Source organism: Mesorhizobium sp. M4B.F.Ca.ET.058.02.1.1 (assembly GCF_003952505.1).
Classification (GTDB): Bacteria; Pseudomonadota; Alphaproteobacteria; order Rhizobiales; family Rhizobiaceae; genus Mesorhizobium.
Window position 1 is genome coordinate 2,172,429 of the sequence record NZ_CP034450.1, and the last position, 18,130, is coordinate 2,190,558.

Genomic DNA, 18,130 nt, shown 5'->3' on the forward strand with positions numbered 1-18,130 from the left:
GAGCACGCTATGCGACGTGAACAACTTGCCGAACTTTACCGAGGCTACATCGCGTGTCTCAACGCCCAGGACTGGGCCAATCTAGGCCGGTTCGTCGGCGAGGCGGTGCAGTACAATGGCGAAACGGTGGGACTGTCGGGCTATCGCCGCATGCTCGAAGGCGATTTCCAGGCCATTCCCGATCTCCGTTTCAGCATCGAACTCCTGGTTTGCGAGCCGCCGCGCGTGGCTGCCCGCCTGCATTTCGACTGCACCCCCAAAGGCAGGTTGTTCGGATTGCCCGTGAACGGCAAGCGGGTCAGCTTCGCCGAGAACGTGTTCTACGAATTTCGCGATGCGCACATATGCGAGGTCTGGTCGGTCATCGACAAGGCCGAGATCGCGGCTCAGCTTTAATGCGATCCGTCAGGCGTCTTCCCGCGTGACGGCGCGGAAGCGCAGCAATCCATGATGGACCGCAAGGTCCTCGTCGTAGCGAGCCTCGGCGAACTCCAGCGACAGGCGTGTTTGCCCGCGCGGACCGATGGACAGCGCCGCTCCCGCAAGGCGCGCCTCGATGCGGTTCATGATGAGGCGCGTTTCAGCCTCGCCTTGGGCCTTCGACCAGACATGCAGCGTGACAAGCTGATCGGCGTCGTTGTCGGCGCCGGTGTCCTGGTTGAAGGCGCTGGTGTGGCCGCATGTCACATAGGGGAAGGCAGCGTTCTCGGTTGCCCGCTCGAGCAGGCCGGCGCCGCCCAGCAGCGCCGTCAGCTTCGCGTCACTCTTCAATCTCTGGAACAAGGCCTGCAGCAAATCGTCGGGCGCCGTCATCGTCGTCTCCGCTCGCCAGTCACGCCTTGGACAATCTACTCTTCAATCTCTGGAACAAGGCCTGCAGCAAATCGTCGGGCGCCGTCATCGTCGTCTCCGCTCGCCAGTCACGCCTTGGACAATCCCTTGCGCCGCCAACAGTCTTCACATGCAGCGTAGCCGCGTCGCAAGACCCGCGCCAGACTGCATGATACTTCCTGTCCGGATGATGAATGATCTCCGTCAAGACACCGGCGCAGCGCCGCCCTCCTCGGTGCGTCGGGCGATGAACTCGTCGAGCACGCTGGCCGTGGCGGCGGCCGAAGCCGGCGGCTGGAAGTCGGCGAGCAGCCGCTTCCAGATGCCGGTAGCGCGCTCGGTGGCGCTCTTCGAACCGGCCTGCGTCCAGTTGCCGAAGTTCGACCAGTCGGCGACCAGCGGCTCGTAGAAGGCGGTGCGGTAGCGCGCCATGGTGTGACCGGCGGAGAAGAAATGGCCGCCCGGTTGCACCTCCGCGATGGCCTCGAAGCCGATGGAATCCTCGTCGCCGGGTGTCCTCGCGCAAAGCTCGGCGACTGTCTGCAGCGCCTCGATGTCGGTGATCAGCTTCTCGTAGGAGACGCTCAGCCCCCCTTCCAGCCAGCCGGCGGCGTGGATGCAGACCGTGGCGCCGGCCAGCACCGAGCCCCACAGCGCGAATTGCGTCTCGTGCGCGGCCTGCGCGTCGGAAATATTGGCGGCGCTGCCGCCGCCGGAGCGCCAGGGCAGGCCGGTGAAGCGGGCGAGCTGGCCGGCGCCGAGCGTCGCCTTGACGTGCTCGGGCGTGCCGAAGGCCGGCGCGCCCGACTTCATGTCGACATTGGAGGAGAAGGAGCCGTAGACGACCGGCGCCCCGGGTCGCACGATCTGCGCCAGCGTCAGCCCGGCCAGCGCCTCGGCATGCTGCAGCGTCAGCGCGCCGGCGACCGTGATCGGCGCCATGGCGCCAGCCAGGCAGAAGGGCGTGATGATCGAGACCTGGCCGGCCCTGGCGAAATCGATGATGCCTTGCGCCATCGGGATGTCGAGCTGGCGTGGCGAATTGGTGTTGATGACGGTGTAGCAATGAGCGCCGGCGCGGAACTCGTCCTCGGAGAGGCCGCGCGCCAGGCGGACCATCTCGAAACTGTCGTCGACCTGCGGAGTGCCGCGCGCGAAGACGAACGGGAACTTGTCGGAAAGCGTCAGCTGCGCCCGGTTGACGGCATAGTGACGGAAGCGGTTGTCGACATCCTGCGGCTCGATCGAGGGACAAAGCATGTGCAGCACGTCGAAATGCTGGATGAGCTTGGTCAGTTCCTCGTAGGCGGCCAACGTGCCCGGCCGCCGGCCGCGTTCGAGATCGGTGACGTTGGGCGCGCCGGCCCCGGCGAGGAAGGTCATCGAGCCCAGTTCAAGCATCAGATCGCGATCGCGCGCGCCGCCATGGGCCCGGATCGAGCGCGGCGCCGAGGCCAGTGCCGCCTCGACCATATCGCGGCCGATGCGCACCATCTGGCTGTCTTCGTCGACCAGCGCGCCAGCGCCGGCCAAGACATGCCGCGCCTCCGGCAGCAGCACCTTGATGCCGAGTTCCTCCAGCACGCGCAGCGCCGTGTCGTGGATCGCCGCGACCTGGTCTTCGGAGAAGATCGGCTGCGGCAGGAACGGGTTCTTGAGCGACCGGTAGTTTGGCCGGCGGCTTGACTCGCTGCCCGCCTCGCTGGTGCGTCCACGCCGGCGTTCGCGCCTCAGATCGCGGGCGACATCTTCAACCATGCCAGATCCTCCTTGGAACAGGATGACTTTTCTTCGAAGCGTCATCCCGTTCCATCTTATCCTCTTGTTTGAGCATGATCTTTTCCGAAAACCGGTTCCCACTTTTCGGGATCATCCTCTATTGCCGCATCGCTTTGCCGTCGGGGTCGTGGGGTGAGGCGGGGATGACGCGCGCCGGCCGTTCGACGCCGACAATGTGCACCGAAAGCTCCGTCCCCTCCCCGGCGAAATCGTCGTCCACCAACGCCAGCGCGACGCTCTTGCCAACCGTGTAGCCATAGCCGCCGGAGGTGACGAAGCCGACGCGCCGACCCTTGTGCCAGACCGGCTCGAAGCTGAAGCACCGAGGCGCCGACGACATCTCCTCCAATGACAACCGCGCGATAATGCGACTTCACGAGCCTCTCCCCTCTCGTTGGAAGCCGTTACCATATATCTACTGTACATATGTGTCTAGACACTTATGTCCAGAGCTTGCGCGCGGTGATCCGGCGTGCCACTTGTGTGTCCATGATCATGATTTCGCCGCAAGACGAGCCGGCGCCCGGCAACATCAAGGTAACGCGCTCGGACTGGATCAACCTCGCGCTGCAGACGCTCATCTCCGACGGCATCGAGAGCGTGCGCGTGCTGCCGCTCGGCCAGAAGCTCGGCGTGTCGCGGTCGAGCTTCTACTGGTATTTCGAAAGCCGCCAGGATCTGCTCGACCAGTTGCTGAAGCATTGGCATGAGACCAATACCAAGGCGATCGTCGAGCGCGCCCAGCGCCCTGCCGCAACCATCATCATGGGCGTGCTCAACGTGTTCGAATGCTGGGCCGACGAGCGCATGTTCGACCCGAGGCTCGACTTTGCCGTACGTGAATGGGCCAGGCGCTCGGACGATGTGCGGCGCATGATCGACCAGGCCGACGACGATCGCCTCACCGCTATCCGCGACATGTACCAAAGACACGGCTTTGACGCGGAGAATGCCTTCATCCGGGCGCGCGTGCTTTACTATATGCAGATCGGCTACTACGTCCTCGACCTCAAGGAACCGGTCGAGGCCAGGGTCAGCCATCTCGCGGCCTATCTTCGCGCCTTCACCGGCCAGGAGCCGAGCGACGCCGATGTGGCGCATTTCATGCGCTTCATCGCGGCGCGGTGATATCGCTCGAGCACCCGGAATCAACCTTAGCGATCAACAAAGCTTGTGTGTGGCTTCGCTACCCTTGTGAGCGGTGATAAAATGGTCGAATAGTCAGGCAGGGAGCCACCCTCGAAACTGCCCATGCCGTTTTGGGGAAGTTGGCTGGGGCGGAATTCTGGAATGGCAAGTCCTTTGAGACCACGCAAGAGAAGAGGCCGCATTGCCTCGGCGTTGCTTGCCGTCGACGCGTGGCTCGATTCCTCGCTCTACGAAATCGGCTTCAAGGCAGGCCAGTTCTGGGAAGCGGCGACCATCTTTTTCCGACGCTTCCGCGTCAAGGGCTGGCGGCGCGGCATCATCGAGGTGCTCAGCGAAGGCTTCACTATGGGCGCTGGCGGCATCGTCGTGCTGCTTGCGCTGGCGATGCCTGCCTTCGAGATCACAGCGGGCGACTGGCGCGCGCAGGGCGACTTCGCCGTCACATTCCTCGACCGCTACGGCAACGAGATCGGCCAGCGCGGCATCATCCAGCGCGACTCGGTACCGGTCGACGAAATGCCCGACCATGTCATCAAGGCGGTGCTGGCGACCGAGGACCGGCGCTTCTTCGACCATTACGGTATCGACGTGCTCGGCCTGTCGCGCGCCATCTTCGAGAACGTCCGCGCCAACTCGGTCGTGCAGGGCGGCTCCAGCATCACCCAACAGCTGGCCAAGAACCTGTTCCTGACCAATGAGCGCACCTTCGAGCGCAAGATCAAGGAAGCTTTTCTCTCGTTGTGGCTGGAAGCCAACCTATCGAAGAAGGAGATCCTGCAGCTTTATCTCGACCGCGCCTATATGGGCGGCGGCACATTCGGCATCGAGGCGGCGGCGGATTTCTATTTCGGCAAAAGCGTCAAGGACCTGAACCTCGCCGAGGCGGCAATGCTGGCCGGCCTGTTCAAGGCGCCGACCAAATACGCCCCGCACATCAACCTGCCGGCCGCCCGCGCGCGCGCCAATGTGGTGCTGTCCAACCTCGTCGATTCCGGCTTCATGACCGAAGGCCAGGTGCTGCAGGCGAGGCTGCATCCGGCCGACGTCGTCGACCGCGGCGAGCAGAAGAGCCCGGACTACTTCCTCGACTGGGCCTTCGACGAGGTCAAGAAGATCGCCAAGCCCGGCCAGCACTCACTGGTCGCCCACACCACTTTCGATGCCAACATCCAGAAGGCGGCTGAGGAGTCCGTCGAATTCCACCTGCGCCAGTTCGGCAAGGAATACAACGTCACCGAAGGCGCGGTGGTGGTGATCGAGACCAACGGAGCGGTGCGCGCCATCGTCGGCGGCCGCGACTACGGCGCCAGCCAGTTCAACCGCGCCACCAGGGCGCTGCGCCAGACCGGCTCCTCGTTCAAGCCCTACGTCTACGCCACAGCCATGGAGCACGGCTTCACGCCTGACTCGGTGGTTTCCGGCGGCCCCGTTAGCTGGGGCAACTGGTCGCCGCACAACTACAGCGGCGGATCGGCCGGCAATGTCACCCTGATCACGGCCATCGCCAAGTCGATCAACACTGTGCCGGTGCGGCTCGCCAAGGACCATCTCGGCATCGGTCCGATCAAGGCGATGGCCGAGGCGATGGGCGTCGAGTCGCCGCTGGAAGGGCACAAGACCATGGTGCTCGGCACCTCGCTCATGACGGTGATGGACCAGGCGACGGGCTACAGCGTGTTCGCGCAGAACGGCTTCGTCGGCTCGCGGCACGGAATCACCCAGCTCGTCACCCGCACCGGCGATGTGGTCTACGACTGGGCCAAGGACGCGTCGCCGCCGCGTCGGGTGCTGTCGGAGCAGGCGCTGAAATACATGAACACCATGCTGGCGGCGGTGCCGGTGATAGGGACGGCGCGGCGCGCCCAGCTTCCCAACATCGTCGTCGCCGGCAAGACGGGCACGACGCAATCCTACCGCGACGCCTGGTTCGTCGGCTTCACCGGCAATTACACGGCCGCCGTCTGGCTGGGCAATGACGACTTCACGCCCACCAACAAGATGACCGGCGGTTCGCTGCCGGCGATGGTCTGGCAGCGGCTGATGGTCTACGCGCACCAGAATATCGACCTGAAGCCGATCCCCGGCCTCGATCACCCGTTCGTCGATCCGGAAGTCGCGGCCAAGGCCGAGGAGGCCGCCCAGAAGAATGCCGAGGAGGCCGCAGCGCAGGCCCAGGCCGAGCGGCCGCCGGTGCTCTCCGGCCAGACCACACAGACGCTGCGCGAGATGACCAAGGCGTTCCAGACAGCCCCTGTGCTCGACGCGCCCAAGGCGCCGGAGACGCTGTCGGCGCTCTGAGCGTCCCATTCAGCGTCCGCCTATCCACCGGCGCGACTTGCCACGAGGCCCCTGCCCGCGATATCCCCGAGCGGCAAGTTCTCCTGTTTTGGCTGTTCATGCTCAAGACCGCCTTCCTGACGCTACTTTCGCTTGCCATTGCCGTCGGCGTCGGCGGCGGCAGCGTCTGGTATGCGCTGCAGGCGCAGGACGGCGTCGGCGCGATCAGGATCGGCCAGTGGACGGCCTTTCCCGAGATCGGCACACAAGGCGCCGACCCTTATTCGAAAGCGCGCGTGGCGCGCGAGGGCGTGCTGGCGCTCGGCAAGGCCGAGGGGCTGTCCTTCATCGCCGAGCGCGACGCCGGCGGCGAACCCCTGAAGCGCGAATGCGCCTATACGATCGAAGGCGGATTCCCCACCGCCCGCTTCTGGACGCTTTATGCCGCCGATCGGTCGCTCGGCGTGGTCGACACAGGCAAGGCGAGGCTGGCCGCGCTCCAGTCCTACCAGGTGCTGCGCCAGCCTGATAATTCGGTGGCCATCGCCGTCGGCAACCGCCCCGCTCCCGGCAACTGGCTGCTGACCGACGGCTTCGGCAAGATGTATTTCGTGCTCACCTTCTACGACACCCCGATCGCCAGCAGCACCGGCCTTTCCGACGTGACGCTGCCCGGCATCGTGAAAGTGGGCTGCAATGCGTAGGCTCTTCCACGCCATGCTGCTCGGCCTGATCGGCGCCGGGATCGTCCACATCATCGTTTTGATGCTGGTGCCGGAATTTTCCGAGCGCGATGCCTGGTCGCGGCTGGCGATGGCCTCGGACCTCTACAGGATGACCAGGCTCGACGCCGAGGCCGGCGGCGCGCCGGTGGTGAAATCGGTCGATCCGCTATTCTACGCGGCGGCATGCCGCTTCGACCTCGCCGAAGGCATGGTGCGCATCAAGGCACCGGGCCACGTGCCGTTCTGGTCGGTGTCGGTCTATGACCGCAACGGCCACAATTTCTATTCCTTCAACGACCACACCGCGACCGGCGGCGTGCTCGACACAGTGGTGCTGACGCCGGCGCAGATGATTGATGTGCGCCGGGAACTTCCGGAGGAACTGCAGGGTGCGATCTTCGTTGAGGCGCCGATCGAGGAAGGCATCTTCGTCATCCGTGCCTTCGTGCCGGACGACAGCTGGAAACCGATCGTGTCACGGTTCCTGGAGCAGAGTTCCTGCGAGTTGCAGGATTACTGACCAGGCAGCGCACGCGGATTCTAACTTTTGGAAGGTCCTTGGCGCGCCCGAACGGACGCGCGGCGCTCTATCTTTTTGTTGGCACAATTCGGAACGGAAAACCGTTTCACACTTTTCCTGGAATTGTTCTAGTGATGCGGAACAGGCGTCCGCGGCGGCTCGTCCGGATCGGCCGGACGCGACTGGCCGGTCAGCGGCGGCTGCTCATAGCGGACGCCGGGGAAGATGATCACCGCCGCCGGTGTGCCGGTGTCCCGAACTGCTCGATTTACGGGTGCCGGTCGCGGCACGAAAGACAGTACCATGCCCATGGTTCGCGTATTCCTCTCGGTTGCCCCGGAGCACAACGCAACGCCTCCAAATATGATTAAGGCGGGCAGAGGGTTAACGGAGCGCTAACGGATCGCCGCTAATTTGAACTTTGTTTCTGATGCACGCGAAACCGGCACGGTTCGGTCGAGCGTCGCCAGGGTTGTGTCGAGTGTCGGGCGTATCTTCCGTGTCATCTTCGGATTTCAGGCAAATCGCTGTTCGGACAGAGGCGGGAAAGGCCGAAAGGCTGTTCCGCGCCTCGGTGTCTGCCTTCTGCTCGCTCACCCGTCCCTCGCGCCGCGAGATCAGCCAGCTCGAGGACCTGACGCTGCCGCTGTTCGACGAGGTGTCGGTCGAATCGCGTCGCTACGTCGCCGCCGCGCTGTCCGAATGCGAATACGCGCCCCCCGCCCTGGTGCGGCGGCTGGCGGAAGAGCCGGTCGACATCGCGGCGCCGCTGCTCACCCGCTCGCGGGCGCTTAGCGACATCGACCTTATCGCGCTGATCGGCCGCCACGGCCTGCCGCATGCTCGCGCCATCGCCCGCCGCAAAGCTTTGAACCCGACCATCGCGGACCTGATCAAGGCGCTGGAAAAGCCGACGCTGGTCAGGCTGCGGCCGCCGCAGCCCATCGTCCAGGCATTGCCCGCGAAGGCCGACCCGGCACCCGTCGGGGCAGAAGCACCGATAGTCAAGGACGAACCCGCCCTTCCCGCTAGCGCGGACATGCGTGAGACGCCCGGCATTGCCGCCGCAAATGCCAGGCGCCGGCTGCGCGCGATGATGCGCCCCGAAGCGGGAACCGAGAGCGTCAATCCGTTTATCGCCCCGTCGACCTACACCAAGTTGCGTGAGACGGCGCTGACCGGCAACGCCGCCTTCTTCCAGACCGCGCTGGCGGACGCGCTCGATATCGATTTCCAGACGGCGCGGGCGCTGACCGAACAGGCAGGCTATGCTGCGTTGCTTGCCGCGTTGCGCTCGCTCGACCTCAACGAGGACCGGGCCTTCCTGATCGCCGTCGCCGTCTATCCCAGAGAGTTTCCGCACCCGCAGGCGATCCGCCTGTTCCTCGACCGCTACCGCCTGCTGCACCGCGACGCCGCACTCGACAAGGTGCGCGCCTGGAAGGTTGAGACCCTGTCGCGGGCGATCCGCGGCAATGCGGGCGAGGTGGCGAATGCCGAGGAACACCGAGCCTCGAACAGCGACGACTCCGCCGCAAACCTCAAGGCGTCATGAGTCCGTCTTGACGGACAAAAGGTCCTCGACCGGAACGGCGCCGGCCTCGATCTCGACCACCCAGATGTCGGGATCGAATTTCTTCTCGCGCTCCAGCCTGGCATCGAACGGTGCGGCATCGTCGCCGGTACCAAGCAGGCTGAAGAAGCGCTCGTCAGGCTTGGCCGAATCGTAGCTGGTCTGCGGCGCCGGCCCGAACAGAGCGACCTCGCCCAGCCGGCCGCGCGACAGCACGAAGACCGCGCCCGCCTCGGCCGCGCCGCGCTTCGCCACCGCGGCAAAACCGCCGGCGGCGAACACTCGGCGCAACAGGGCCGACACCCACAGATCGGTGGTCACGCGCATGGCAAGGCTCCGGACGGCATGCGCGGCTCCTTACAGCATCGGCCCGTGATTGCGCCAGCTGTCGCCCGACGCTCAGTTGGTGAGGCCGATCTCGCGCATCTTGACGTACACGATCTCATCGGGCTCGCCGGTTTCAGGCAAGCCGAACAACGACTGGAACTCCTTGATCGCCGCCTTGGTGCGGGCGCCGACGACGCCGTCGAGCTGCATGTCGTTATTGCCGAAGGCCTTCAACCCGGCCTGGATCTTAACGATGCGGGCGTCGGGCGCCTCGGCGGACACGTTGGCCGGCGCCGAGACTGGAATCGGTGCCGCCAAAGGCGCCGCTGCCGGAGTTGTGGCCCTGTCCACGGGCCTCGGCACGGGATGCGGAATGGCCGCCGTCGTCTGCTTGGCGCCGAGCTGGTCGAGCAGCATGGCGTCGATCTCGCCGGTGGCCGGCAGGCCGACCTTCTGCTGATAGGCCTGGATGGCCTTGCGGGTGTTGGGGCCGGAAATGCCGTCGACTGTCCCGGAATAGAAATCGAGATCTTTCAAAATGCCTTGGACCTGTTCGACGGTCGGATCGCTCTTGACCGGCGCAGGCCGCACGATGTTGATGGTGGTCTCGGGCTCTTCCGCACCAGCACGCGGAAAATCCTCGATGCTCCTGGTGGCGAAGAACGCGCCGGCGTGCGGGAAAGGCTGGTACCAGAGCGCGTTGGCCGAGACATAAAATAGCGTCACCAGGAAGGCGGTCGAACCGCCGACCAGCACCGGATTGCGCGAGATCATGCCGCCGAGTGCAATCGCGCCCTCCTCGAAGGCGCTGCTCTGGCGCTTGACCGCCCTAGGCTGTTTTGCGGAGCGAGCCATTCCTGTCCCCTTTCGCATGCCCCTTGGTCTTCAGCGCGGGTATCGCCAACACCCCATCGCTCTTGTCCGAACGACCTCTCGGTCCGTTCACCGGCAGGCTGATCGTCACCGTGGTGCCCTCACCCGGCATGCTCTCGATCGACATGGTGCCGTCATGCAGTGCCACAAGGCCCTTGACCAGCGACAGGCCGAGCCCGGTTCCCTCGAAGCGGCGCGTATAGTCGTTCTGGATCTGCATGAAGGGCTTGCCGAGATTGACGAAATCCTCCTCGGCGATGCCGATGCCGGTATCGCTGACCCAGAAATGCAGCCGCGAGCCGACCCGCTTGGCGCCCACCACGACCTTGCCGCCATCAGGTGTGAACTTGATGGCGTTGGAGACGAGGTTGATCAGTATCTGCTGAACGGCGCGGCGGTCGGCGTTGATCTCGCCCGCATCCGGCGCGATTTGCGCGGCAAGCCTGATATTCTTGGCCTCGGCCTGCAGCCGCATCATCGACTGGCACATATCGACCGCTTCAGCGAAGCGGAACGGCTCGGGCTCGGTCGCGTAGGCGCCGGCCTCGATCCGGGAAACGTCGAGGATCGAGGTGACGACGTTGAGGAGATGCTGGCCGGAGTCCCTCACCAGGCCGACATATTCCTTCTGGCGCGGATCGCCGAAGGGACCGAACATCTCATGCAGCAGCATGTCGGAGAAGCCGATGATGGCGTTGAGTGGCGTGCGAAGCTCGTGGCTGACCACGGCCAGGAAACGTCCTTTCGTCACCTCGGCCGCGGCCGCGGTCTCGTTAGCGGCGGCGAGCTTTTCGCGCAGGGCCGCGACATCGTCGTTTTCGCTGAGCAGGAGCATAAAGGTGTCCCGCTGCTCGCCCCGCATTAGCTGAAGACGAAACGGCCGGAAATTGTCGGCGGCGCCTGACCCATCGCGCGGCAGCCGGATGCGCAGGTCGACCCGGCGCATTGCGGCACCGTCGCGCATATCGGCGAGCGCGGAGAGATAGTCGACACGATCGGCGAGGTGGACGCGCTCGAACAGGCCGGTACCGAGAAGAAGCTCCGGCTGAAGTTTCAGGATGGCGCGCGCCTTGGCTGAAGCGTCCAGTACCTCGCCCTGCCGGCCCAACTGCAGCACGACGGCATCGATGATGTCCTCAAGCCGGTCGCGGGCGAGCGACACCGGCTGGGTGTTGCCAGGATCACGGAGCGAATTCAGACGCGGGACCAGGGTCAACGCCCAGGCCAGCGGCAACAGCCAGTGCCAGGCGGCGATCCCGGCCGAGCCGAGCGGCAACAGCGGGCCGGCGAAAAGCTGCAGCAGGACGGCGCCGAGCGCGGACAGCGCGCCCCACAGGGCGGCGCGTCGCGAGCCGCCGATCCACCAGGCTTCGAACGGGAGCGTAAGCGCAAGCAGCGCGACCGGCGAGGCAAGACCGCCGGCGGCGAAGATCGCGCCTGCAAGAGCAAGGCCGCCGAACAAGAGCGCCGCACGGCCGACGAGCGCCATCCGGCCGGATGCCGCAACCAGCAGCGCGGCGAACCAGCAAAGGCCGAAGGCGGCGAAGATCGCGGTCACCGTCACGGCGGCGCCAAGGCTCGAGGTGACCAGCGTCACCGCGGCGCCGGCGGCAAGGAAGGGGGCTGCCAGCATGACGCCGATGAAGCGGCGCTGGCGCAGGCGCTCGCCCACGCCCATTATGGTCGGATGGACCATACGTTCGCAGCCGGCAGCCATCGCGCCAGGCAATTCAGCGTATCTGGCCGTAATCGAACTCAACGCACTCGCACCCGGTCGTGAACTGCCCTGCTTTTCGCAGGTCGCTTTTGCTTGCCCTGAGACTCGCATCCAGCGTTTAAGGAATGGATAAGGCTGACCCGGTCGACGCCCGGCCCACGGCAAATATTGAGACGCCGGCGCGGGAAAGCCCGGCGATCTCGCGCCATGGTAAACGGAGGGTTAGCCCCTGCAGGGGGAGGCGAGGTGCGCCAAACTTGACGACGACCGCATTTGATTTTCAAATCACCATTAAAAAACAAATAGTTATATGGTTATTGTAAAGTTAATGCAATCGATGAGATTTAAATGAAATCGATTGCAAAACCAATCCTTTCGAATTCGTTTAAAATTTGAGGTAAATTCCCTGCTTCCACGCAAGCCGTCCTTTGTGCGTGTGTGCCACGATCCAGCCCATAAAAGAGGTCATGCCGAAAGATGCATGATCCGGTCACGGACGAGAGGGCGTTGAGATGGGCTTTCTTATTAGAATGGCTTTCTGGTTTTCGCTGGTTCTTCTGGCGCTGCCGCTGAATGTCGGCACCGACGAGGCCGGACATGAGACCGTTGGGCCGATCCAGGCGCTGTTTGCGGCGCGCGAGGCGGTCGGCGACATAGCCGGCATCTGCGAGCGCAAGCCCGACGTGTGCGAGACCGGTAAATCCGCCATGCACACGATCGGCGCCCGCGCCAGGGAGACCGCCAAGATCGCCGCCGCCATGATGGAGGACGGCCAGGCCGGCGATAAGGCCAGCGACGGAGGGCTCGAAACGTCCGTGGCCACAGGCAGCGTGGACGTCGTTCTGCCGGCGACCGTCAACATTCCGGCGAAGGCGCCGACTAAGAATTGAGTTTTAGCCGCTGATTGGCGACACCGCAGGCCCGTCCGACCTCTCGACGCCTGCGGTGTTTTCTTTCTTTTTTCGTGACGCGGGGATGCCGGATGACTATATCCGGCACAATGACGACCACGATCCAGACGATCCGCGACGACTTTTCCCTGCTCGACGAGTGGGAGGACCGCTATCGCTACGTGATCGAACTCGGCGAAGCGCTGCCGCCGTTCCCCGACGCCGCGCGGACTCCCGCCAACAAGGTGCCGGGCTGCGTCAGCCAGGTGTGGCTCACCACCGACCAGGGACAAGGGACCGATCCGGTCATCACCTTCCAGGGCGATTCGGATGCCCATATCGTGCGTGGCCTGGTCGCTATCATGCTGGCGCTGTTTTCCGGGCGCCCGGCGAGCGAGATCCAGAAAACAGACGCCGAGGCGACACTCAAGGGGCTCGGCCTCGACGAGCACCTTTCGCCGCAGCGCGCCAACGGCCTGCGCTCGATGGTCAAGCGCATCAAGCACGACGCCGATACGGCGCTGAAGCAGATCGCCTGATCTGACAAATCGTATTTTGAGCGATTGGCCGGCTGGGCAATGGACTGGCATGCCCGCACGCTCAAAGCAAAAACGGCGCCCGAAGGCGCCGTCCGGCATCGAAATGGAAAAGATGCTGCTTCAGCGACCCTTGCGCTTGCGCCCAAGGCCCATCTTCTTGGCAAGCTGCGAGCGGGCGGCCGCATAGTTGGGCGCGACCATCGGGTAGCTTGCGTCGAGGCCCCACTTCTCACGATATTCATCGGGCGTGAGATTGTAGTGGGTCATCAGGTGGCGCTTCAGCGATTTGAACTTCTTGCCGTCCTCGAGACAGACGATGTAATCGTCATGGACAGAGCGCTTCGGGTTGACCGCAGGCTTCTGCTTGTCGGCGGGCGGCGCCTCGGCGGTGCCACCCACGCGGCCCAGGGCGGCATGGACATCGGCGATCAGGTTCGGCAGCTCGCCGACGGGTACGGGATTGTTGCTGACGTAAGCGGCGACCACATCGGCAGTCAGCTCAATCAGCGCGTCGCTATTTCGGGAAGGTGTTTCGGCGATATCCATTGTGTTCAGGCCCCAACGAGAGTTGTTTCTAACTGCGCCCTTTTTTCGGCTGGGCATCGCGCGAATTTCATGCAGGAAAGTGCCTCTGCGATTCGCGTCGAATTATCTTAATGATCCTACCAGTCAAGTAAGTCAATTCGCATATTGCGCTATATTCAACGATATATATCAAATATTCCCCGTTCAGCTTCAAACTTTCGTGCATCGCGTAACTTAGCGAGATTTTTCTGGTCTGACCAGCACGGGTGACGCCACGTCGAACCGCCGTTACATCGGCGAAAGCAGCTAAAATCGGCTCGATGCTTCGGCTATGCTTGACCTTCGACAGATCGCAAGGTTTCCCGATCCTAATGAAATCACGGGTTGCAAGACATTACTGGTGCCCGCGACTTGGCCGGAGCGGCGAAAACCGACAGCTCAATAGGGCGCGATGTATTTGCCATAAACCCAGCCGGCGACGAAATGACCGTTGCGCGACGGGTCGTGCCAAATCTCGCACCAACGGTAGCGGATCGTCTGCTGCTGCTTCCAGCGCGGCTGGCCCGCAATGTCGAGCAGGTTTATCCCGCCGGTGCAGCGTCCGGTCAATTGCAGCACGGTGCCGTTCGGGTAGGCGGCCTGCTTCTGCGAACTGCCCGAAGGATATTTGCGCGCATTAAGCGTGTCGCCGAAGGGCAGGTCCGACACTTGCCAAGCGGCAAAGGCGGTTGCATGAGACTGGCCGACAAAGGCCAGAACGGTTGAAGCGACGGCAAGAGCCGCAGCGGTGCGAACATAGAAACTCATTATCTCTCTCCTCTCCAGCCCAGTATCGGAGCGGCCATCACGCCATAAGCCGGGCCTTGAACCGGCGCTGATCGGCGTGTTCATTTGCCATTCAAGCAATTTCTACAGCGAGACGTAATGACCAGATCCCCTGCCTTTTCGACCGCCAGCCCGCCGCAGACCGAGAAGCGACCTGTCTTCGACACCCACCACGGCTTCACCCGCACCGACGACTATGCCTGGCTGCGGGCCGACAATTGGCAGGCGATGTTCAGGGACCCTTCCCTGCTCGACGGCCGGATCCGCGCCCATCTCGAAGCCGAGAATGCCTACCAGGCGGAGCTGATGGCCGATACGGCTGCGCTTCGGAAGCAGCTCTTCGCCGAGATGAAGGGGCGCATCAAGGAGGACGACTCCACCGTGCCGATGAAGGACGGGCCCTACGCCTATGGTTCGTCCTACAGGCTGGGGGGCGAGCAGCCACGCTATTTCCGCACGCAGCGCGAAGGCGGCGAGGAGAAGATCCTGCTCGACGGTGACGTGGAAGCGGGCGGCAAGCCCTATTTCCGGCTCGGCGGCGTCGACCATTCAGCCGACCACGGGAAGCTTTTGTGGGCATTCGACGACAAGGGATCAGAATTCTTCACGCTGCGCGTGCGCGACCTCGGCAACGGCCAGGAACTGGCGGACCAGATCCCCGACACCGGAGGCGGGGGCGTCTGGAATGCCGGCGATGACGGATTCTTCTACACACGCCTCGACGACAATCACCGTCCCTCCAAGGTGCTGTTCCACGCGCTCGGCGACAACGCCGAAAACGATCGGCTGATCTATGAGGAAACCGATCCGGGCTTCTTCATGGATGTCGGCGGCACGCGCTCCAAAGAATGGATCATGATCGGCATCAACGATCACGAGACCTCGGAATACCGGCTGTTGCGCGCCGACGACCCGCGTGCCGAGCCGAAGCTGGTCGCCGCGCGCGAAACCGGCCTGCAATATGATCTGGAGGAAGGCGGAGACATCTTCTTCATCCTCACCAACGCCGACGGCGCCAAGGATTTCAAGGTCATGACGGCGCCGGCCAATGCTCCGGCACGCGCCAACTGGCGCGAGCTGGTTCCGCACGAGCCCGGACGGCTGATCCTCTCGGTCCTGGGCTTCAACAATTACATGGTCCGCCTGGAGCGCAAGGAAGGCCTGCCGCGCATCGTCGTGCGCGACCGCGAAAGCGGCGAGGAGCACCTCATCTTCTTCGACGAGGAAGCGTTCTCGCTCGGCCTGTCGGGTTCCTACGAATACGACACCGAGACCATGCGCTTCACCTATTCCTCGATGACGACGCCAGCGCAGGTCTTCGACTACAACATGCGCACCCGCGAACGCGTGCTCCTCAAGACCCAGGAAGTGCCTTCGGGTCATGAGCCCGACCACTATGTGACGCGGCGGCTGATGGCGCCCGCGGCCGACGGCGAGCTGGTGCCGATCTCGCTCATCCATCACCGCGACACGCCGCTCGACGGCTCGGCGCCTTGCCTGCTCTACGGCTACGGTTCCTACGGCATCACCGTGCCGGCGTCCTTCAACACCAATTGCCTGTCGCTGGTCGACCGCGGCTTCGTCTACGCCATCGCCCATGTCCGCGGCGGCAAGGACAAGGGCTACGGCTGGTACGACGACGGCAAGCGGGCGCAGAAGATCAATACGTTCACCGACTTCATCGCCTGCGCGCGCCATCTGGTGGCCGAGCGCTACACGGGGCATGACCGCATCGTCGCGCAAGGCGGCTCGGCCGGCGGCATGCTGATGGGGGCGATCGCCAATCTGGCGCCGGAGTGTTTTGGCGGCATCGTCGCCGAGGTGCCGTTCGTCGACGTGCTGACCACCATGCTCGACGCCACCTTGCCGCTGACGCCGCCCGAATGGCCGGAATGGGGCAATCCGATCGCCTCGGCCGAAGACTACCGAACGATCGCGGCCTATTCGCCCTATGACAATGTGGCCGCGCTCGACTATCCGCCGATCCTGGCGCAGGCAGGGCTCACCGATCCGCGCGTGACTTACTGGGAGCCGGCCAAATGGGTGGCGCGGCTGCGCGAGCGCAAGCGCGGCGACAATCCGGTGCTGTTCAAGATCAACATGGAGTCCGGCCATGCTGGCGCTTCCGGCCGATTCTCGAGGCTGGAAGAGATCGCCTACACCTACGCCTTCGCGCTGAAGGTGGCGGGCAAGGCCGATTCAGTCTCGGCGGCGGCGAGCGTGTGAGAAGGCCATTGCGTCGCGAGCCACGGCGTGGCTTTGATTTGGTGAAGTCGCGGAGGACCCTGGAATGATCGACCTGGCCACATTGGCGACCTATGTTGCGGTCGTGCTCGGCTTTGTGTTCATTCCCGGCCCCGCCACGCTGCTGACCGTCGCGCGGGCGACGAGTTCGGGAACGAAAGTGGGCATCGCCACCGGCGCCGGGATCGCGGCCGGCGATATATTCCACACCGTCATGGCGATGGTCGGCATCTCGGCGATCATCGCCACATCGGCGATGCTGTTCAGCATCGTCAAATATGTCGGCGCGGCCTATCTCGTTTATCTTGGCATACGTGCGATCATCGAGAAGACATCGACCGATCCAGCCGCCGGTGCGCTTGCGATCCGGGCGGGCAAGGCTTTCCGCCAGGCGGTGCTAACCGAGATGCTCAACCCCAAGACCGCGCTGTTCTTCCTCGCCTTCCTGCCGCAATTCGTGCGGCCGGAAAACGGATCGGTGATGCTTCAGCTGGCGGCATTGGGAATCATCTTCGTCCTGCTAGGCCTGTTCAGCACGGTCGTCTTCGCGGTGAGCGCGGGTGGGCTGGGCGCCTTCCTGCGCCGGAATCCCGCGGTGCTGAAATGGCAAGGCAAGGTCGTCGGCGCGATCTACTGTGCGCTCGGTGTGCGCCTTGCGCTGCAACAGCGCTGAGCGGTGCGCACCTGCTGTTCAGAGCAGCTCAAAACGGCCGTCCAGCGGCCGATTGCGGGACCTGCCGGCATCGCTCCCAAACTGATGCGTCCGGTCATAAATTTTTGATTTGCGCATGACGTTTTCAGAGGCTTCATTTCGCGCTGATGCGCGGCGATTTTGTGCTCGCAATTGCCGCTGTCGCGCGCTACCCAATGCCCGGCTTTTTTCGAGCCGCGCCTGCCAGTCACCGTCTTGCAAGGGTCCGCCATGCTGCTCGTCGACGTCTATCTCGACAAATCGCCCATCCAGGGCATCGGCGTCTTCGCCAAGAACCACATCCCCCAAGGCACGCTGATCTGGAAGCTCGACCCCAGATTCGACCGGGTGATCGAGGTCGACACCTATGAGAACGAGACCGGCCCGGTGAAATCCTATCTCGACCGCTATTCCTATCCCGACCGCCGCGATCCGGCCTACATCGTCTTCGAGGCCGATGACGCCCGCTACATGAACCATGACGACGACCCGAATTGCGACGTCTCCTCGCCGGAGGAGACGTATGCCTTGCGCGATATCGCGCCGGGCGAGGAACTGACCTGCGACTACAATCACTTCTTCGAAAGCGGCTTCGACTTCCTCGGCGACCGCCACCCCGTAAGCTAACGCATGGCAGCCAAGGCG

General features: G+C 63.9%; 21 protein-coding genes. 11 read left to right on the plus strand and 10 right to left on the minus strand.

Annotated elements, in window-relative coordinates:
- Positions 1–9: 9 nt before the first annotated feature.
- Positions 10–396: an ester cyclase gene (locus EJ073_RS11115; protein ID WP_126055768.1), complete on the plus strand. Its 387-nt coding sequence runs from the start codon at positions 10–12 to the stop codon at positions 394–396.
- Positions 397–405: 9 nt separating this feature from the next.
- On the opposite strand, the gene EJ073_RS11120 is transcribed toward EJ073_RS11115, so the two are convergent.
- From EJ073_RS11120 to EJ073_RS11130, 3 genes are all read right to left on the minus strand, one after another.
- Positions 406–813, minus strand: a complete 408-nt coding sequence (locus EJ073_RS11120) for a DUF3168 domain-containing protein (protein WP_126055769.1) — start codon at positions 811–813, stop codon at positions 406–408.
- Between the two features lie 222 nt (positions 814–1,035).
- Positions 1,036–2,589 carry a trimethylamine methyltransferase family protein gene (locus EJ073_RS11125; RefSeq protein ID WP_126055770.1) on the minus strand — a complete coding sequence of 518 codons (1,554 nt, stop codon included), beginning with the start codon at positions 2,587–2,589 and terminating at the stop codon, positions 1,036–1,038.
- Positions 2,590–2,707: 118 nt separating this feature from the next.
- Complete coding sequence (locus EJ073_RS11130; protein ID WP_245455538.1) at positions 2,708–2,950, minus strand: glycine cleavage T C-terminal barrel domain-containing protein; 243 nt, start codon at positions 2,948–2,950, stop codon at positions 2,708–2,710.
- 149 nt (positions 2,951–3,099) lie between these two features.
- Between EJ073_RS11130 and EJ073_RS11135 the strand changes: the two genes are divergently transcribed.
- The 4 genes from EJ073_RS11135 (at position 3,100) to EJ073_RS11150 (ending at position 7,281) form a co-directional block, all read left to right on the plus strand.
- Positions 3,100–3,738 (plus strand): TetR/AcrR family transcriptional regulator, encoded by a 639-nt coding sequence (locus EJ073_RS11135; RefSeq protein WP_126055771.1) that lies wholly within the window; start codon positions 3,100–3,102, stop codon positions 3,736–3,738.
- Positions 3,739–3,900: 162 nt separating this feature from the next.
- Positions 3,901–6,057 carry a penicillin-binding protein 1A gene (locus tag EJ073_RS11140; RefSeq protein ID WP_126055772.1) on the plus strand — a complete coding sequence of 719 codons (2,157 nt, stop codon included), beginning with the start codon at positions 3,901–3,903 and terminating at the stop codon, positions 6,055–6,057.
- Positions 6,058–6,155: 98 nt separating this feature from the next.
- Entirely contained in the window at positions 6,156–6,740 is a 585-nt protein-coding gene (locus EJ073_RS11145; protein ID WP_126055773.1) for a DUF1214 domain-containing protein, read from the plus strand.
- Positions 6,733–7,281 carry a DUF1254 domain-containing protein gene (locus EJ073_RS11150; protein WP_126055774.1) on the plus strand — a complete coding sequence of 183 codons (549 nt, stop codon included), beginning with the start codon at positions 6,733–6,735 and terminating at the stop codon, positions 7,279–7,281. Before EJ073_RS11145 ends, EJ073_RS11150 begins: the two co-directional genes overlap by 8 nt.
- Positions 7,282–7,409: 128 nt before the next feature.
- Here EJ073_RS11150 and EJ073_RS11155 read toward each other — a convergent pair whose 3' ends face one another.
- Positions 7,410–7,592 (minus strand): hypothetical protein, encoded by a 183-nt coding sequence (locus EJ073_RS11155; RefSeq protein WP_245455539.1) that lies wholly within the window; start codon positions 7,590–7,592, stop codon positions 7,410–7,412.
- 188 nt (positions 7,593–7,780) lie between these two features.
- Between EJ073_RS11155 and EJ073_RS11160 the strand changes: the two genes are divergently transcribed.
- Positions 7,781–8,836 carry a DUF2336 domain-containing protein gene (locus tag EJ073_RS11160; RefSeq protein ID WP_126055776.1) on the plus strand — a complete coding sequence of 352 codons (1,056 nt, stop codon included), beginning with the start codon at positions 7,781–7,783 and terminating at the stop codon, positions 8,834–8,836.
- Here EJ073_RS11160 and EJ073_RS11165 read toward each other — a convergent pair.
- From EJ073_RS11165 to EJ073_RS11175, 3 genes are all read right to left on the minus strand, one after another.
- Positions 8,831–9,181, minus strand: coding sequence for a DUF1491 family protein (locus EJ073_RS11165; RefSeq protein ID WP_126055777.1), 351 nt, complete (start codon positions 9,179–9,181; stop codon positions 8,831–8,833). The two genes, EJ073_RS11160 and EJ073_RS11165, sit on opposite strands and share 6 nt — an antisense overlap.
- Positions 9,182–9,253: 72 nt before the next feature.
- The gene (locus EJ073_RS11170; RefSeq protein ID WP_126055778.1) at positions 9,254–10,036 is read right to left on the minus strand and encodes a peptidoglycan-binding protein; all 783 of its coding nucleotides are present in this window, start codon (positions 10,034–10,036) and stop codon (positions 9,254–9,256) included.
- Complete coding sequence (locus EJ073_RS11175; RefSeq protein ID WP_126055779.1) at positions 10,011–11,750, minus strand: HAMP domain-containing sensor histidine kinase; 1,740 nt, start codon at positions 11,748–11,750, stop codon at positions 10,011–10,013. The genes EJ073_RS11170 and EJ073_RS11175 overlap by 26 nt, the downstream gene beginning before the upstream one ends.
- Positions 11,751–12,283: 533 nt before the next feature.
- On the opposite strand from EJ073_RS11175, the gene EJ073_RS11180 reads away from it, so the two are divergent.
- Positions 12,284–12,661 (plus strand): DUF5330 domain-containing protein, encoded by a 378-nt coding sequence (locus EJ073_RS11180; RefSeq protein WP_126055780.1) that lies wholly within the window; start codon positions 12,284–12,286, stop codon positions 12,659–12,661.
- A 110-nt stretch (positions 12,662–12,771) separates the two neighbouring features.
- Positions 12,772–13,200 carry a SufE family protein gene (locus EJ073_RS11185; protein ID WP_126059169.1) on the plus strand — a complete coding sequence of 143 codons (429 nt, stop codon included), beginning with the start codon at positions 12,772–12,774 and terminating at the stop codon, positions 13,198–13,200.
- 120 nt (positions 13,201–13,320) lie between these two features.
- Here EJ073_RS11185 and EJ073_RS11190 read toward each other — a convergent pair whose 3' ends face one another.
- Both EJ073_RS11190 and EJ073_RS11195 read right to left on the minus strand, forming a co-directional pair.
- Positions 13,321–13,746, minus strand: coding sequence for a MucR family transcriptional regulator (locus tag EJ073_RS11190; protein ID WP_126055781.1), 426 nt, complete (start codon positions 13,744–13,746; stop codon positions 13,321–13,323).
- A 417-nt stretch (positions 13,747–14,163) separates the two neighbouring features.
- The gene (locus tag EJ073_RS11195) at positions 14,164–14,532 is read right to left on the minus strand and encodes an SH3 domain-containing protein (RefSeq protein ID WP_126055782.1); all 369 of its coding nucleotides are present in this window, start codon (positions 14,530–14,532) and stop codon (positions 14,164–14,166) included.
- A 117-nt stretch (positions 14,533–14,649) separates the two neighbouring features.
- On the opposite strand from EJ073_RS11195, the gene EJ073_RS11200 reads away from it, so the two are divergent.
- The gene (locus EJ073_RS11200) at positions 14,650–16,776 is read left to right on the plus strand and encodes a S9 family peptidase (protein ID WP_126055783.1); all 2,127 of its coding nucleotides are present in this window, start codon (positions 14,650–14,652) and stop codon (positions 16,774–16,776) included.
- Positions 16,777–16,840: 64 nt separating this feature from the next.
- A complete protein-coding gene (locus EJ073_RS11205) occupies positions 16,841–17,467 on the plus strand; it encodes a LysE family translocator (RefSeq protein ID WP_126055784.1) in 627 nt (208 codons plus the stop codon).
- An 18-nt stretch (positions 17,468–17,485) separates the two neighbouring features.
- On the opposite strand, the gene EJ073_RS11210 is transcribed toward EJ073_RS11205, so the two are convergent.
- A complete protein-coding gene (locus tag EJ073_RS11210; RefSeq protein ID WP_126055785.1) occupies positions 17,486–17,707 on the minus strand; it encodes a hypothetical protein in 222 nt (73 codons plus the stop codon).
- A 9-nt stretch (positions 17,708–17,716) separates the two neighbouring features.
- Between EJ073_RS11210 and EJ073_RS11215 the strand changes: the two genes are divergently transcribed.
- A complete protein-coding gene (locus EJ073_RS11215; protein WP_126055786.1) occupies positions 17,717–18,112 on the plus strand; it encodes an SET domain-containing protein-lysine N-methyltransferase in 396 nt (131 codons plus the stop codon).
- Positions 18,113–18,130 lie beyond the last annotated feature (18 nt).